The organism is Aquabacter sp. L1I39 (assembly GCF_017742835.1).
GTDB lineage: Bacteria > Pseudomonadota > Alphaproteobacteria > Rhizobiales > Xanthobacteraceae > L1I39.
Genome location: NZ_CP072392.1, coordinates 3,011,757 through 3,026,244, shown reverse-complemented (window position 1 = coordinate 3,026,244; position 14,488 = coordinate 3,011,757). Strand labels below are relative to the sequence as shown.

Below are 14,488 nucleotides of genomic sequence, written 5' to 3'. Positions count from 1 at the left end.
CACCATTTCAGTAGGCGGAAAGAGAAGGCGCTTTTGAGGCGCCAGAGCGCGACGCGATCCGTTCGGATACGGCGCACGGCCCGCAAAGCCCGGCATGCCGGGCGGTAGCCAGCCCAAACCTGATTTGGAGGCTTCCATGACCCGCACCTCCGCGCGGCCGGTTTCGCGCGCCCTGAACCGTTCGGCCCTCCTGTGCGGCGCGGCGGGCGCGGCCTTGCTTCTGGCTCCGGTTAGCGCCGTCGCTCAGCAGGCCGCCACCCCGGCGGCAGCGGCGGCGAGCAGCGGCAACGAGATCGCGCTCGATGCGGTGACCGTCATCTCCACCTTCACGGATTTGCCCACGGTGGACACGCTGGCGGGCGTCAGCGTGCTGCGCTCCGACCAGATCGAGCAGCTTGATCCAGCGCGGGCGGCGGACCTGTTCTTCGGCATGCCCGGCGTCACCGCCATCCAGAACGGCAATTCCTCCCAGACCTCCATCAATATTCGCGGCCTGCAGGATTTCGGCCGCGTGGCGGTGTTCGTGGACGGGGCCCGGCAGAATTTCACCCAGCTCGGCCATGCCAATGCGGCCGGCTCCTTCTTCCTGGAACCCGCCCTCATCAGCGCGGTGGATGTCTATCGCGGCCCCTCCTCCAACCTCTATGGAACCGGGGCCATCGGCGGCGTGGTGGCGTTCCGCACCAAGGATGTGCAGGACATCCTGAAGCCCGGCCAGACCTGGGGTGTGGAGGGGACGGGCGAGATCGGCAGCAACGGCCCCATGGGCTTCGGCTCCCTTTTCGGCGCCGCGCGGGTGGGGCAGAATATCGACCTGTTCTGGGGCGGCACCTATCGCAAGGCCAATGACTACAAGGACGGCAATGGCGACCTGGTGCCCGGCACCGCCTATGACACCTGGACCGGCATCGCCAAGGCCACCTTCCGGCCGGCGGACTATCACCAGGTGAAGCTGACCGCCATCAACTACAATTCCACCTACACCACCAGCAACGAATACCCGACCCTCACCACAAGTCAGTATGGCACCCAGGTCATCAACCAGACCTTGACGGCCAACTACAATTACATGAACCCGAACGACAATCTGTTTGCCTTCGACGGTAACATCTATTGGAACCGGGTGAAGGAAGACCAGGTGAAGGTGGCGGGCTCGGCCTCCACCATCACCGGCGCGGTGGGCAATCCGCGCTCCTTCACCATCGACACCACCGGCTTCGACGCCAACAACACCTCGCGCTTTGAATTCTATGGGGTGCGCAACGCCATCACCATCGGCGGCGATTATTTCCACGACGACGTGAACAACGTGGACAATTACGGCTTCGGCGACGGCTACAATCCTTCCGGCACGCGCGGAGTGGGCGGGGCTTTCGTGCAGTGGCAGGGGAATTATTCCACCTGGCTCGAGGCCATCGCGGCCGTGCGCTATGACAGCTACAATCTGAGCGGCGACGGCGTGAACAATAGCGGCGACCATGTCTCGCCCAAATTCACCCTCGGCCTCACGCCGGTGCCATGGTTCACCGTCTACGGCACCTATGCCCAGGCCTTCCGCGCCCCGGCGGTCACCGAGACGCTGGTGGCCGGCGCCCATCCGCCCGCGATTCCCATCGTGACCTGCCCGGACGGCTCATTCGGCGTGTTCTGCTTTGTGCCGAACCCGAACCTTGCGCCCGAAGTGGGCTCCAACAAGGAAATCGGCGTCAACATCAAGTATGACAACCTCTTCATGCGCGGCGACAAGATCCGCCTGAAGGCGAACGTCTATCGCAACGACGTGTCCGACTATATCGAGCTGGTGCAATACGGGACCACCCGATACGGCACCACCGCCTATGCGCAATACCAGAACATCGCCAATGCCAAGCTCACCGGCTTCGAATTGGAGAGCATGTATGATGCCGGGCCCTGGTTCCTGGGGGTGAACGCCACCGTCACCAATGGCGAGAACACCACCAACGGACAGCCTTTGTCATCCGTCATGCCAGACAACATCGCCACCACGCTGGGCGTGCGGCTGTGGGACAACAAGCTGACCATGTCGGTGCGCTGGATGGCGGTGGCGGCGGTGACGGCGGCGGACCTGCCCACCGATGGCGTCTATACGCCCACCCCGTCCTTCAACCTCGTCAACTTCTACCTGGGCTACACGCCCTCGCCCAATGTGTTGGCCTCGTTCTCGGTCGAAAACCTGCTCAACGAGCAGTACACTCAGTATCAGCAATTCCTGCCGAGCGCGGGCATCACGCTGAAGGGCGCGCTGACCATCAAGTTCGGCGACGGCCAGCTCGCCTCGCTCTCGCCGACGCTGGCGAGCATCACCAAATAAGGCCCGCACCCCGCGCGGCGCGATGGAAAAGGAGTGATCCATGTTTATTGCCATGAACCGTTTCAAGGTGAAGTTCGGGTCCGAAGCCGAGTTCGAGCGCGTCTGGCGCGAGCGCGACAGCTATCTGGCGACCGTCCCCGGCTTCGTCGCCTTCAACCTGCTCAAGGGCCCCCAGCGCGAGGACTACGTCCTCTATTCCTCCCACACGGAATGGCGCTCCAAGGCGGATTTCGAGGCCTGGACCAAGTCCGAAGCCTTCCGCGCCGCCCATCGCGATGCCGGCACCAACAAGGTGAACTATATCGGCCCGCCGGAATTCGAGGGGTTCGAATCCGTGCTCGCCCTGACCCCCGCCGAAAGCGCCGCCTGACCTCCGCGACGCTCTCCCCGGCAGACCGCCCGCCTCCCCCCGGAGGCGGGCGGTTTGCGTTTGCGGGCCTTGAGGCAGCGCATTGACGGGGCGGTCGGAAGGGGCCATGTGGCAGGCAATAAGCGCGGAACGCCTCTGCCCCCGCCGGGCGCTGGTCCAAAGGCGGGTTTCGCGCGTAGCCTTCCCTGAAGGGCTTCGCCGCCGGCGCGGCGGCGGCCCGAACCGGTGAGCCCCATCCCCGCCATGACTGCCTCCTCGTCCGTGTCCTCCGTTTCGCCCTCCCCCGTCGTTCCGTCCGCCTTGCCCGCTGACCACCCGAAGGTGGCGTTCGGGCGCATTGGGGTGCTGCTGGTCAATCTCGGCACGCCGGAGGCGACCGATTATTGGTCCATGCGTCGCTATCTGAAGGAATTCCTGTGGGACCGGCGGGTGATCGAGGTCAACCGGCCGCTCTGGTGGTTCATCCTCAACGCCATCGTGCTCACCAAGCGCCCGGGGCCGAAGGGCAAGGACTATGACACCATCTGGAACAAGGAGCTGAACGAGGGCCCCTTGAAGACCATCACCCGCTCCCAGGCACAGAAGCTGGCGGAGCGGCTCGCGGGGCTGGATCAGCGCATCGTGGTGGACTGGGCCATGCGCTATGGCAAGCCGCCCATCAAGGAGCGCATCGAGGCGCTCCAGGCGCAAGGATGCGAGCGCATCCTGCTGGTGCCGCTCTATCCGCAATATTCCGCCGCCACCACCGCCACCGTCTGCGACAAGACGTTCGATGCGCTCAAGGCCATGCGCTGGCAGCCCATCCTGCGCGTCGCCCCGCCCTGGCATGACGACCCCACTTATATCGACGCCGCCTGCACGGCGCTGGAGGGGCACCTTTCCAAGCTGGATTTCGAGCCGGAGGTGATCCTCGCCTCCTTCCACGGGGTGCCGGTCTCCTATCTGCACAAGGGCGACCCCTATCACTGCCAGTGCATGAAGACCGGCCGCCTCATGCGCGAGCGCCTCGGCATGACCAAGGAGCGCTTCCGCATCACCTTCCAGTCCCGCTTCGGCACCGAGGAATGGCTCCAGCCCTATACGGACAAGACCGTGGAGGCCCTGGCCAAGAGCGGCGTGAAGCGGCTCGCCATCGTCAATCCCGGCTTCACCGCCGACTGCCTGGAGACGCTGGAGGAGATTGGCGGGGAGAACCGGGAGATCTTCGAGCACAATGGCGGCGAGAAGTTCGCGGCCATCCCCTGCCTCAACGATACGGACGAAGGCATGCGGGTGATCGAGACCGTGGTGCGCCGGGAATTGTCCGGCTGGGTAGGCTGAGGCCCTCTTGTCCCGATGTGGGACAGGCCCCTGGTGGCGAATAAAACGCAGCGGGAACGAAAGGCGCGCGAATCGCGGCGGGGCGGATGTTCTCTGCCCGTTCCGCGCACAAGGGGCGCACAGCTGCCTGTCCCGGTTTGAAACAGGGCGCCCCCCGGCCGGAAAACACAGCCGGAACGAAGGGCGTCCGAATCGCGGAAGAGGCGATGTTCCCGGCCCGTTCGATGCCCCGAGCCACCGCCGGATGGAGGCACGGCCGGCGTCCCGACTTGGGACAGGACGTCCTCTGGTCACGAAACGCAGCGCGAACGAAGCCCGTCCGAATCGCGTGCCATGGGCTGTTCCCCGCCTGTTCGCGCCACGCCGCGCCTGTCCGCGAAGCTCTGGCCTGAAGCTCTGGCCAGGGCGCACGCTGGCGTGCGAGAAGGCGGGGTGTCTTCCACGCAGGGCCTGTCATGAGCGCTTCTTCCGCCACCGAACGCGAACGCCCCGGCTCCCAGGGCGACTATGCCCATATCCTGCCCATCACCACCCGATGGGCCGACATGGACATCTATGGCCACGTCAACAACGTGGTCTTTTATTCCTATTTCGACACGGTGGTGAATGAGTACCTGATGGCCCAGGGCGTGCTCGATCCCGAGCAGAGCCCGGTGATCGGCCTGGTGGTGGAAACCCGCTGCGCCTATTTCCGCTCGCTGACCTTCCCCGCGCCCGTGCGGGCGGGCCTCAGGGTGGCGCGGCTCGGCTCCAGCTCCGTGCGCTATGAGATCGGCATCTTCCAGGGCGCGGACGAGAGCGCCTGTGCCCAGGGCCATTTCGTCCATGTCTATGTGGACCGCCACACCCGCCGCCCGGTCGCCCTGCCGGAGCCGCTGCGCGCGGCGCTGCTGCCGCTGGTTAAGGGCTGAAGGCGCGCGGGGCTACGCCCCCCCGCGCGGGCCTTACGGCCCCAGAAGGTCGATCAGCGGGGGAATGAGGGGCTCGTCGGCGGGCGGCATGGCCAGTTCCCGCAGCTTGCTGGCGCGCACCCATTTCAGGGCCGTGTGCTCGCGCGCTTCCACGCGACCTTCCCAGCGCCTGCAGATCCAGAGCGGCATCAGGAGGTGGAAGGTCTCATAGCCATGGCTGGCAAAGGTCAGCGGCGCAAGGCACGCCTCCTTCACCTGAATGCCCAGTTCCTCGTCCAGCTCGCGGATGAGCGTCTCCTCCGGCCGCTCGCCCGGCTCCATCTTGCCGCCGGGAAATTCCCACAGGCCAGCGAGCGCCTTGCCTTCCGGCCGCTGGGCCACCAGGACGCGGTTGTCCGCGTCCACCAGCGCGCAGGCGACCACGAGCGTCAGCTTCATGACCGATAGTCGCCGTTGATGGCCACATATTCCTTGGTCAGGTCGCAGGTCAGCACCGTGTCCTTGCCCTTGCCGAGGCCGATATCGACGGTCAGGTCGATCACGTCGCCGGTCATGTATTGGGAGACGACGCCCTCGTCATAGGCCGGGTCGCGCATGCCCTCGGCGGCGACGCGGATGTCGCCGAACCAGATGGAGAGAAGGTCGCGGTCCGCCGGCTCGCCGGCCTTGCCCACCGCCATGACCACGCGGCCCCAATTGGCGTCCTCGCCTGCCACCGCCGTCTTCACCAGCGGCGAATTGGCGATGGACATGCCGATGCGGCGGGCGGACTTCTTGGACACCGCGCCCTTCACATGCACCCGCACCAGCTTGCGGGCCCCCTCGCCGTCGCGGGCCACCTGCTCGGCAAGGTTCGCCAGCACACGGTTGAGCTCTTTGCGGAACGGGCCGACGCGCGGATCCTCCAGGCTCTTGATGGGAGCAACGCCCCGGTCCTTGGCGACGCCGGTGGCGAACAAAAGCAGCGTGTCCGAGGTGGAGGTGTCGCTGTCGATGGTGATGGCGTTGAAGGAGTTCACCACGCCCTTGGAGAGCAGCGCCTGAAGCACGTCGGCGGCGATGGGGGCGTCGGTGAAGACGAAGGAGAGCATGGTCGCCATGTCCGGCGCGATCATGCCGGCGCCCTTGGCGATGCCGGTGATGACCACGTCCGCCTCGCCCATGGGCACGGTGGCGGTGGCCACCTTCGGGAAGGTGTCGGTGGTCATGATGGCGCGAGCGGCATCGAGCCACGGGCCGGACGCGAGGCGCTGGGCGGTGTCGTCGAGCGCGCCGCGGAACTTGGTGGCGTCCAAGGGCTCACCGATGACGCCGGTGGAGGCGAGCAGCACCTCGGTGGGCTTGCAGCCCAGCACGCCGGCGGCGACCTCAGCGGTCAGTGCGGTGGATTCGCGGCCTTTGAGGCCGGTGAAGGCATTGGCATTGCCGGAATTGACCACCAGCGCCCGCGCCTTGCCCTTCTTGAGCACGGTGCGGCACCACTCCACGGGAGCGGAGGGGCACAAGGAGCGCGTGGTCACACCCGCCACCGTGGTGCCGCGCACGAAGGAGGCCATCAGCACATCGGTGCGGCCCTTATAGCGGATGCCAGCCTCTGCGGTGGCAAAGGTCACGCCCGGCACGGGCGGCGCGTCTACCAGGACCTTGGGTGCGAGGGGAGAGACGGACGCGGACATGGGGAGCCCCCGGGGCAAAGGTCGCCGCACAATCGGCGCTGTGGATGTGCCGCACCTCGCCCGCCAAGGCAAGGGGCGTGGCGAGGGGCTGTGGCTAGGGGCTTGCCGAGGCGCGCCAAGGGACAGGGCGGGCGCGCTGGCGCCCGGTGGGCCTTTCGGCGCACGCAGAGCCGGCAAAGCCGGGAGACGGAAAAAGGGGCGCGGAAAAAAGCGGCGCCCCCCCCCCAACGCAGAAGGGCCCCGCCGGAACCCGGCGGAGCCCTTCAGGCCTGCTGGAGCGTGCGGAGGGCGGCCGGCGCGGCCGCCGCCCCTCAGTTCTTGGGCGCAGCCGGAGTGGCAGGCGCCGCCGGGGTGGCGGGCGCGGCGGGAGCCGCCGGGGCGGCGGCGGCGGCGGTCTTCTCCACCTTGGCGTCGTTGCGCAGCTTGGTGACGAGTTCCGTCTGTGCCTTGCGCACCAGATACTGGTCGATCTGGTCCTTCACCTGGTCATAGGTGGGGATGGGCTTCTGCCGCTTATCCTCGACCTTGATGATGTGATAGCCGAACTGGGTCTTCACCACGTCGGAGACCTGGCCCTTGTCGAGCTTGAAGGCCGCGTCGGCGAATTCCGGCACCATCTGTTCCTTGGTGAAATAGCCGAGGTCGCCGCCATCCTCGGCGCTGTCCTTGGAATTTTCCTTGGCGAGGGTGGCAAAGTCGGCGCCGGCCTTGGCCTTCGCGTCGATCTCCTTGGCCTTGGCCTCGCTGTCCACCAGGATGTGGCGGGCGCGCACTTCCATCTCGGGTTTGGTGGACTTCACGAACTCGTCGTAGGTGGCCTTCTTGGCCTCCTCGCTCACGGCCTTCTGAGCCTCCGCATTCAGGAGCGCCTCCATGAGGGCCTTGGTGCGGGCATAGTTCATGCGCTGCTGGAATTCGGGAGACTGGTCCAGCTTCTGCGCCTCGGCCGCCTGGGCGAGCACGGTCATGTCAGTGAGGAAGGACAGGACATATTCGCGGCGCTGGGCGGGCTGCACCTGCGGCAGGCCGGGGCCGATGTCCTCCTCGGCGATGGCGACCTCGCTGGCGCGGATGGGGGTGCCGTTCACCGTGACGACCACAGGGTCGGCATCGGCAGGCTTGGCAGGAGCAGCCTGGGCGGGAGCAGCCTGGGCGGGAGCGGCTTGGGCGGGGGCCGCCTGGGCGGGCGCAGCCGCCTTGGGGGCCGCCGGAGCCTGAGCCAGCGCTTCACCGCCGAGAGCCAGAGCCGAGAGAGCCACCGCCAGGACTGCGGTGTGGGCGGGACGCATCATATCCTTTATCCTCAACCTTTCGAAGGCACCCACCAGACGTTGGGCGGGCCTGGGCTGGCCGGAAGCGGGGGCTGGACCATTCGTCGGAACCATGGTCCCTTCGGATGCGCCCCGTCAGGCGCGCGCACCCTCGCGCAGCTTTCCACCGGACACAAGGGGACAGTGAGGTGTCCCCATGGCCACTCCGCGGTGGCATCGCGGCAAAGCTGGGGCAGGCGCGCGCGTTGCGGGCCGCCGCTCTCACGACCGCGTGGGACAGCGGCGAAGAATAGCATGGAGAATCCGCCCCCGGGGCCTTCCGCTTCAGCCCGCGAGCCTGTATAAGGCGCGCCTCCTATCGAGAAGACTGGTTTCGCTCGCCTGCGCGAACCTACGCGGCAGGAACACTGGCTTACGACGTTTCCGGAGTTTGGACATGGCCGTCCCGAAGAGAAAGACCTCCCCGTCCCGTCGCGGCATGCGCCGCTCGGCTGACGCCCTGAAGCAGCCCACCTATGTGGAAGACAAGGATTCCGGCGAGCTGCGCCGCCCCCACCACCTGGACCTGAAGACCGGCATGTATCGCGGTCGCCAGATCCTGAAGCCCAAGGCGGAAGCCTGATCGCATCTGACGCGGCGCGGCAGCTGCCGCGCCGGCGGGTCGGCGCAACTGTTCCGACGCGCGCAGGTCCCGCGCGCGCAGGCCGCCTGTGCGGTAGCCCGCCCCGAAGGGTGCTGGGGCCGCACCGCGAGGCTTGGATCGCAGCCGTGGCGCTCGCCACCTCAAAGGCTTGATCCCATTGCGGTTTGTCTCGTTTCTCCCACGGAGGCGATGACAGCGGGCCGCGAATATGCCACCCATCCGATGTGACTTTTCGCCTGCGAGGCGGATCCGCGACGTTCGGATCGGGCTCGCGTGCGAAAGGCGCGACGGACAAGAGGAGTGTGCATGCTCACGCCCATCCCGCTGCTGATCGTACCGCTTGCCGTCTACAACATCTTCGTCTTCCTCACGCCCGGCCTCGACTGGCACGCCATTCTGGCGACCGTGCCCATGATGTCCGGGGCGAGCTGGACCATTTCCATCGCCGATGTCTTCCTGGGCTTCACCCTGCTGATCCTGCTGGTGGAAGTGCTCAAGGCGACGCGCGTGTCCTCGCGCAACATCTTCGACCACATCCTCTCCGTGCTGCTCTTTGCCATTGCGGTGGGCGAGTTTCTGCTGGTGGCGCAGGCGGGCACCTCCGTGTTCGCGCTCATGGGCCTCGTGATGCTGTTCGATGTGATCGCCGGCTTCTGGATTTCGGTCCGAGTGGCGCAGCGTGACGTGGCCCTTGATTCCCGCATGGATTGAGCCGAGATCCGCGCCATTTTCCGTTCCGGCATCGCTTCGCCCGCAATCCGGTTTGCAATGAGGCCGCCCGCCGCTCATCTTAGGCGCGACAGCAATGCCGAGATACAGGCCGGGCGACCCGGCGCGGCATCGCCGTAACAACGTAACAGCCTCTCAAGAAGGCGGGACGCGTCAGTGTGAGCCAGAAGCGCGCCAACGGACGGACCGGCCGGATGCCGGCAGCGGTGGGGGACGCGGAGGCGTCGGCTCCGCCCTTCGCACGGGCGAGCGCTGGCCCGCTGCCGGCCCTTTCGATGCCCTGCCCGCACGCGACAGCCCCGGCGGCGTCCAAGGAGAAGGCTCCGCCGGTGGTGGAGGATCCCCTCGCCCTGCTCGCCGCCGCCGGTGCAGCGGCCTACCGGTGGGACATCGACACCGATGATCTGGCCTGGACGGCCAATGTGGACGCAATCCTGGGCCCGGGTGCGGCCGTCAGATTCGCCACCGGCTCCGCTTTCATCGCCCAGAGCCGCCTGGACCCGGCCCATCCCGGCAGCCTGCGCGCCGTGCTTACGCGGGGAGACACCGATACGGGCACGGGCGTGCCCTACGCCTCCTCCTTCCAACTCCAGGCCGAGCCCACGCGCCTGGTGTGGGTGTCCCATGCGGGCCGCTGGTTCGCGGGCCACAATGGGCGGCCGTCCTACGCGGTGGGCACCCTCCATCTGCTGGGACCGGCGGAGGCCCCTCTCCACACCGCTTTTGCCGGCCATGTGGACGCCCTGACCGGCCTTCCCACCCGCACGCGGCTCATGGAAGTCCTGGGCGAGCGCCTCGCCCAGAAGGGGCGCCGGAAGGCGACCGGCCGCATTCCCGGCGACGCGGGCTGGGCCCTGTTTCTGGTGGGCATCGACCATCTGGGCCGGGTCAACGACACATTCGGCTTCGAGGTGGCCGACGAAATCATCGCCCAGATCGCGGACCGGCTGCGGCTCGGCGCCAGTCCCAAGGATCTTGTGGCCCGCTTCTCGGGCAACAAGTTCGCTCTTCTTGTGAACGACGTGGCGGCGAGCCAGCTGGCGCAGGGTGCCGCAGCCCTGATTGCCGAGATCCGCCGCGCGCCCGTGCTCACCTCCGCCGGCCCCATTCCGGTCTCCGTGACGGTGGGCGCGGTGACCATGCCCGCCCGCCGCTCCTCGCCGACCGAGGTGATGGCCCGGGCGCAGGAGGCGCACGGCATCGCCAAGCGCCGCGAGCACGGATCGGTGGAGATCTGCGCGCCCCATTCACCCAGCGAGACGCGCCGCCGCCGCAATGTGCGGCTCGCCGACGAGATCATGCGGGCGCTGGAGGAGAACCGCATCCAGCTGGCGGTGCAGCCGGTGGCGGACACCCTCACCCGCCAGCCGGTGTTCCACGAGGTGCTGGCGCGCGTGCTTCCGGCTCCCGGCCTGCGCGGGCAGGGCACGGGGCGAATCGTGAAGGAGGCGGAAAAGCTCGGCCTCATGGGCGTGTTCGACCGCAAGATCCTGCGCCTCGTTGCAGCCGCCATGCGGCGCGATCCGACGCTGACGCTTTCGGTGAACGTCTCGCCCTCCTCCCTCGCGGACCAGGCCTGGCACGATCTGTTCACGCGGGAGGTGACGCCGGACATTGCCGGGCGGCTCATCCTGGAAGTGACCGAATCGGTGGCCGTCCATGATTTCGAGGCCGCCCGCGATTTCGTCGCGGAAGCCCATCGGCTGGGCGCGCAGGTGGCCATCGACGATTTCGGCGCCGGCTTTACCTCGTTCCGCAACCTTCGGGGGTTGGGCATCGACATGGTGAAGATTGACGGCAGCTTCGTCATGAACATGGCGAAGTCGCCGGACGACCGCACCTTCGTGGAGGCGATGATCCAGCTCACCCGCCAGCTCGGCATCACCTGCGTGGCCGAATGGGTTCAGAACGAGCGCACCGCCCATATCCTGGCGAGCGCCGGCTGCCACTATATTCAGGGGTCACTCACCGGCCTTGCCCGGCCGCTGGGGCCAGAGACGGCGGGGTCGGACGCGGGCGCCTGACCCAGAACTGGGCGCGCTAAAAAAACGGCCCCGAGCGTTACGGTTTTCGCGGAAAAGACGCGCAAGGACAAAAGCCGGAGGCACGGGCCATGAACCGCATCTCGCCGGACATGCGCAGACCCGATCCTGAAACGCCGGTGCATCCACAGGGGGCATAGGGGCCAAGGCGCCAAGCTGCCAGGCTGTGCTGGCACCGGAGCCGCCGCGCGCCTCCGGTACCGATGTTCAGAGCGGACTTGCCGCGGTCACTGGCCTTCGCGGATCACTGGCCTTCGGGCTTGGAGACCAGCTTTTCCAGCTTCTGCTGCATATCGGCCATCTGGCGCTTGAGCGCCTCGAGGTCGTCCGTCGGGCTGGCCGCGGGGGCCGGCGTCGCCGGGGTCCCGGGGGTCGCCGCATCGCCCTCGCCCTTGGGGAAGGGCAGGAAGATGTTGAAGGCCCGCTCGAACATTTCCATGTTCCGGCGCACATGGTCGTCGAAGCCGCCGAGCGGGGTTCCGGTCAGGGTCTTGGCCACCTGATCGCGGAACTTCTCCTGCTCCTTGGTGAAGCTGTCGATGGACATTTCCAGATAGCGCGGCACCATCATCTGCATGCTGTCGCCGTAGAAGCGGATGATCTGGCGCAGGAAGGCAATGGGAAGAAGATTCTGTCCCTTATTCTCCTGCTCGAAGATGATCTGCGTCAGCACCGAGTGGGTGATATCGTCACCATTCTTCGCGTCAAAGACAACGAAGTCCTCGCCTTCCTTGACCATCGTGGCCAAGTCTTCCAGCGTCACGTAAGTGCTGGTGCCGGTATTGTAGAGCCGGCGATTGGCGTATTTCTTAATGGTGACTGGCTCTTGCGTCTTGGCCATTGTCCGGTCATCCGTTTCCTTGGGTTCGATCCAGGTTAGGGGGTTTCCAGGCACACGGCTACCCTTTTGTGCAGTGCATGTGGATCGCTTGCCCTGCAACTCCACATGGTCAAGCCGGCGTCATGCACCAGTCGTTGACATGGGTCATTGACAGGGCCGCGCTCACCAACCAACCATGCGCCTCAACGAGTGCGGCGCACGATATGAGCCGCCCGCCCGCAGGAGATCACCATGAAGGACGACGTCGTCATCGTCGGGGCCGCGCGGACCCCGGTGGGTTCGTTCAACGGAGCCCTGTCCACCCTGCCGGCCCATGCGCTTGGTGCCATTGCCATCAAGGCGGCGCTGGAGCGCGCCGGCGTGGCGCCCGATGCGGTCAGCGAAGTCATTCTGGGCCAGGTGCTCACCGCCGCCCAGGGCCAGAATCCCGGCCGCCAGGCCTCCATGGCCGCCGGCATCCCGATCGAGAGCCCGGCCTGGGAGATCAACCAGGTGTGCGGCTCCGGCCTGCGCTCCGTGGCGCTGGGCTTCCAGGCCATCCAGACCGGCGACAGCGACGTGGTGGTGGCCGGCGGCCAGGAATCCATGAGCCTGTCCGCCCATGCCGCCCATCTGCGCAACGGTCAGCGCATGGGCAATTTGGAATTCACCGACACCATGATCAAGGACGGCCTGTGGGATGCCTTCAACGGCTACCATATGGGCGTCACCGCCGAGAACGTGGCGCGCCAGTTCCAGATCACCCGCGACGAGCAGGATGCCTTCGCGGTGGCCTCGCAGAACAAGGCCGAAGAGGCCCAGAAGGCCGGCAAGTTCAAGGACGAGATCGTCCCCGTCACCATCTCCACCCGCAAGGGCGACGTGGTGGTGGACCAGGACGAATATATCCGCCACGGCGCCACCGTGGACGCCATGGCCAAGCTGAAGCCTGCCTTCTCCAAGGACGGCTCGGTGACCGCCGGCAACGCCTCCGGCATCAATGACGGCGCCGCCGCCGTGGTGCTCATGAGCGCCAGCCGCGCCGCCGCCGAGGGCAAGACCCCGCTGGCGCGCATCGTCTCCTGGGCCCAGGCCGGCGTCGATCCGTCCATCATGGGCACCGGCCCCATCCCCGCCTCCCGCGCCGCCTTGGAAAAGGCCGGCTGGAGCGTCGATGACCTGGACCTGATCGAGGCCAACGAGGCCTTCGCCGCCCAGGCGCTGGCCGTGAACAAGGACCTCGGCTGGGACACCTCGAAGGTGAACGTGAATGGCGGCGCCATCGCCATCGGCCATCCCATCGGCGCGTCCGGCACCCGCATCCTGGTGACCCTGCTGCATGAAATGCAGAAGCGCGACGCCAAGAAGGGCCTCGCCACGCTCTGCATCGGCGGCGGCATGGGTATCGCCATGTGTGTCGAGCGGGACTGATCCGCTCGACTTTGGTTGCGCGTCAGCACGACGCGCCAAACGCGCTCGAAACTCGCCGGGGCGTTTCGTAGAAGCGATCCGGGGATGGCCACATCCCCGGAGCGTGGAGTGTGCGTCTTCGGCGAGGGCAGGGCCAAGACGGCAGGGAGGGTCAGATGGGGCGTGTAGCGTTGGTGACCGGCGGAACGCGCGGAATTGGCGAGGCCATTTCCGTGATGCTGAAGGACGCCGGATACAGTGTGGCGGCCAATTATGCGGGCAATGACACCGCTGCCGCCGCCTTCAATGAGAAGACCGGCATTCCCGTCTTCAAGTGGGACGTGTCCGACTTCGAGGCCTGCAAGGCCGGCATCGCCCAGGTGGAAGCCGCGCTCGGCCCCGTGGAGGTGTTGGTGAACAATGCGGGCATCACCCGCGACACCACCCTGCACCGCATGACGCTGGAACAGTGGAGCGCGGTGATCAACACCAACCTGAACAGCGCCTTCAACATGTGCCGGAACGTGATCGAGGGCATGCGGGCGCGCAAGTTCGGGCGCATCGTCTGCATCTCGTCCATCAACGGCCAGAAGGGCCAGTTCGGCCAGACCAATTATTCCGCCGCCAAGGCGGGCGAGATTGGCTTCGTGAAGGCGCTGGCGCAGGAGAGCGCGGCGCTGGGCATCACCGTGAACGCCATCGCGCCCGGCTACATCGCCACCGAAATGGTGCGCGCGGTGCCCGAGGACGTGCTGAAGAAGATCATCGCCAACATCCCCGTCGGCCGCCTCGGCGAGCCGGAGGACATTGCGCGCTGCGTGAAGTTCCTGGTGACCGACGATGCCGGCTTCATCACCGGCTCGACGCTCACCGCCAACGGCGCACAGTACATCACCTGAGCGGGGCCGCGGGCTGAGGCCCGCACTTTCAGCCAGAATCGGCTATCAGTGATCGGCCGGCCCCT

General features: G+C 66.8%; 13 protein-coding genes. 9 read left to right on the top strand and 4 right to left on the bottom strand.

From position 1 onward, the window contains the following. The first annotated feature begins 136 nt into the window (after positions 1-136). The 4 genes from J5J86_RS13455 to J5J86_RS13440 all read left to right on the top strand — a co-directional run bounded on the left by J5J86_RS13455 (position 137) and on the right by J5J86_RS13440 (position 4,933). The gene (locus tag J5J86_RS13455) at positions 137-2,332 is read left to right on the top strand and encodes a TonB-dependent hemoglobin/transferrin/lactoferrin family receptor (RefSeq protein ID WP_209098756.1); all 2,196 of its coding nucleotides are present in this window, start codon (positions 137-139) and stop codon (positions 2,330-2,332) included. A gap of 40 nt (positions 2,333-2,372) precedes the next feature. Next, a complete protein-coding gene (locus tag J5J86_RS13450) occupies positions 2,373-2,702 on the top strand; it encodes an antibiotic biosynthesis monooxygenase family protein (RefSeq protein ID WP_209098754.1) in 330 nt (109 codons plus the stop codon). Positions 2,703-2,945: 243 nt separating this feature from the next. Next, on the top strand, positions 2,946-4,022 hold the full coding sequence (gene hemH / locus J5J86_RS13445; protein WP_209098752.1) for a ferrochelatase: 1,077 nt from the start codon (positions 2,946-2,948) through the stop codon (positions 4,020-4,022). 455 nt (positions 4,023-4,477) lie between these two features. Next, a complete protein-coding gene (locus tag J5J86_RS13440) occupies positions 4,478-4,933 on the top strand; it encodes an acyl-CoA thioesterase (protein ID WP_209098750.1) in 456 nt (151 codons plus the stop codon). A gap of 33 nt (positions 4,934-4,966) precedes the next feature. Here J5J86_RS13440 and J5J86_RS13435 read toward each other — a convergent pair whose 3' ends face one another. The 3 genes from J5J86_RS13435 to J5J86_RS13425 all read right to left on the bottom strand — a co-directional run bounded on the left by J5J86_RS13435 (position 4,967) and on the right by J5J86_RS13425 (position 7,901). Continuing rightward, positions 4,967-5,371 (bottom strand): (deoxy)nucleoside triphosphate pyrophosphohydrolase, encoded by a 405-nt coding sequence (locus tag J5J86_RS13435; RefSeq protein WP_209098748.1) that lies wholly within the window; start codon positions 5,369-5,371, stop codon positions 4,967-4,969. Next, positions 5,368-6,609 (bottom strand): bifunctional glutamate N-acetyltransferase/amino-acid acetyltransferase ArgJ, encoded by a 1,242-nt coding sequence (gene argJ / locus J5J86_RS13430; RefSeq protein WP_209098745.1) that lies wholly within the window; start codon positions 6,607-6,609, stop codon positions 5,368-5,370. The genes J5J86_RS13435 and argJ overlap by 4 nt, the downstream gene beginning before the upstream one ends. A gap of 311 nt (positions 6,610-6,920) precedes the next feature. Beyond that, on the bottom strand, positions 6,921-7,901 hold the full coding sequence (locus J5J86_RS13425) for a peptidylprolyl isomerase (RefSeq protein WP_209098743.1): 981 nt from the start codon (positions 7,899-7,901) through the stop codon (positions 6,921-6,923). Between the two features lie 415 nt (positions 7,902-8,316). On the opposite strand from J5J86_RS13425, the gene rpmF reads away from it, so the two are divergent. The 3 genes from rpmF to J5J86_RS13410 all read left to right on the top strand — a co-directional run bounded on the left by rpmF (position 8,317) and on the right by J5J86_RS13410 (position 11,276). After that, entirely contained in the window at positions 8,317-8,502 is a 186-nt protein-coding gene (gene rpmF / locus J5J86_RS13420; RefSeq protein ID WP_012115088.1) for a 50S ribosomal protein L32, read from the top strand. Between the two features lie 327 nt (positions 8,503-8,829). Next, complete coding sequence (locus J5J86_RS13415; protein ID WP_209098741.1) at positions 8,830-9,234, top strand: hypothetical protein; 405 nt, start codon at positions 8,830-8,832, stop codon at positions 9,232-9,234. Positions 9,235-9,581: 347 nt separating this feature from the next. Beyond that, on the top strand, positions 9,582-11,276 hold the full coding sequence (locus J5J86_RS13410) for a GGDEF and EAL domain-containing protein (RefSeq protein ID WP_209098739.1): 1,695 nt from the start codon (positions 9,582-9,584) through the stop codon (positions 11,274-11,276). A gap of 262 nt (positions 11,277-11,538) precedes the next feature. Here J5J86_RS13410 and phaR read toward each other — a convergent pair whose 3' ends face one another. Continuing rightward, entirely contained in the window at positions 11,539-12,135 is a 597-nt protein-coding gene (gene phaR, locus J5J86_RS13405; protein ID WP_209098737.1) for a polyhydroxyalkanoate synthesis repressor PhaR, read from the bottom strand. 231 nt (positions 12,136-12,366) lie between these two features. Here phaR and J5J86_RS13400 point away from each other — a divergent pair, with 231 nt between their 5' ends. Both J5J86_RS13400 and phbB read left to right on the top strand, forming a co-directional pair. Continuing rightward, on the top strand, positions 12,367-13,545 hold the full coding sequence (locus tag J5J86_RS13400) for an acetyl-CoA C-acetyltransferase (protein ID WP_209098735.1): 1,179 nt from the start codon (positions 12,367-12,369) through the stop codon (positions 13,543-13,545). A gap of 155 nt (positions 13,546-13,700) precedes the next feature. Further along, a complete protein-coding gene (gene phbB / locus J5J86_RS13395; protein WP_209098733.1) occupies positions 13,701-14,423 on the top strand; it encodes an acetoacetyl-CoA reductase in 723 nt (240 codons plus the stop codon). Positions 14,424-14,488 lie beyond the last annotated feature (65 nt).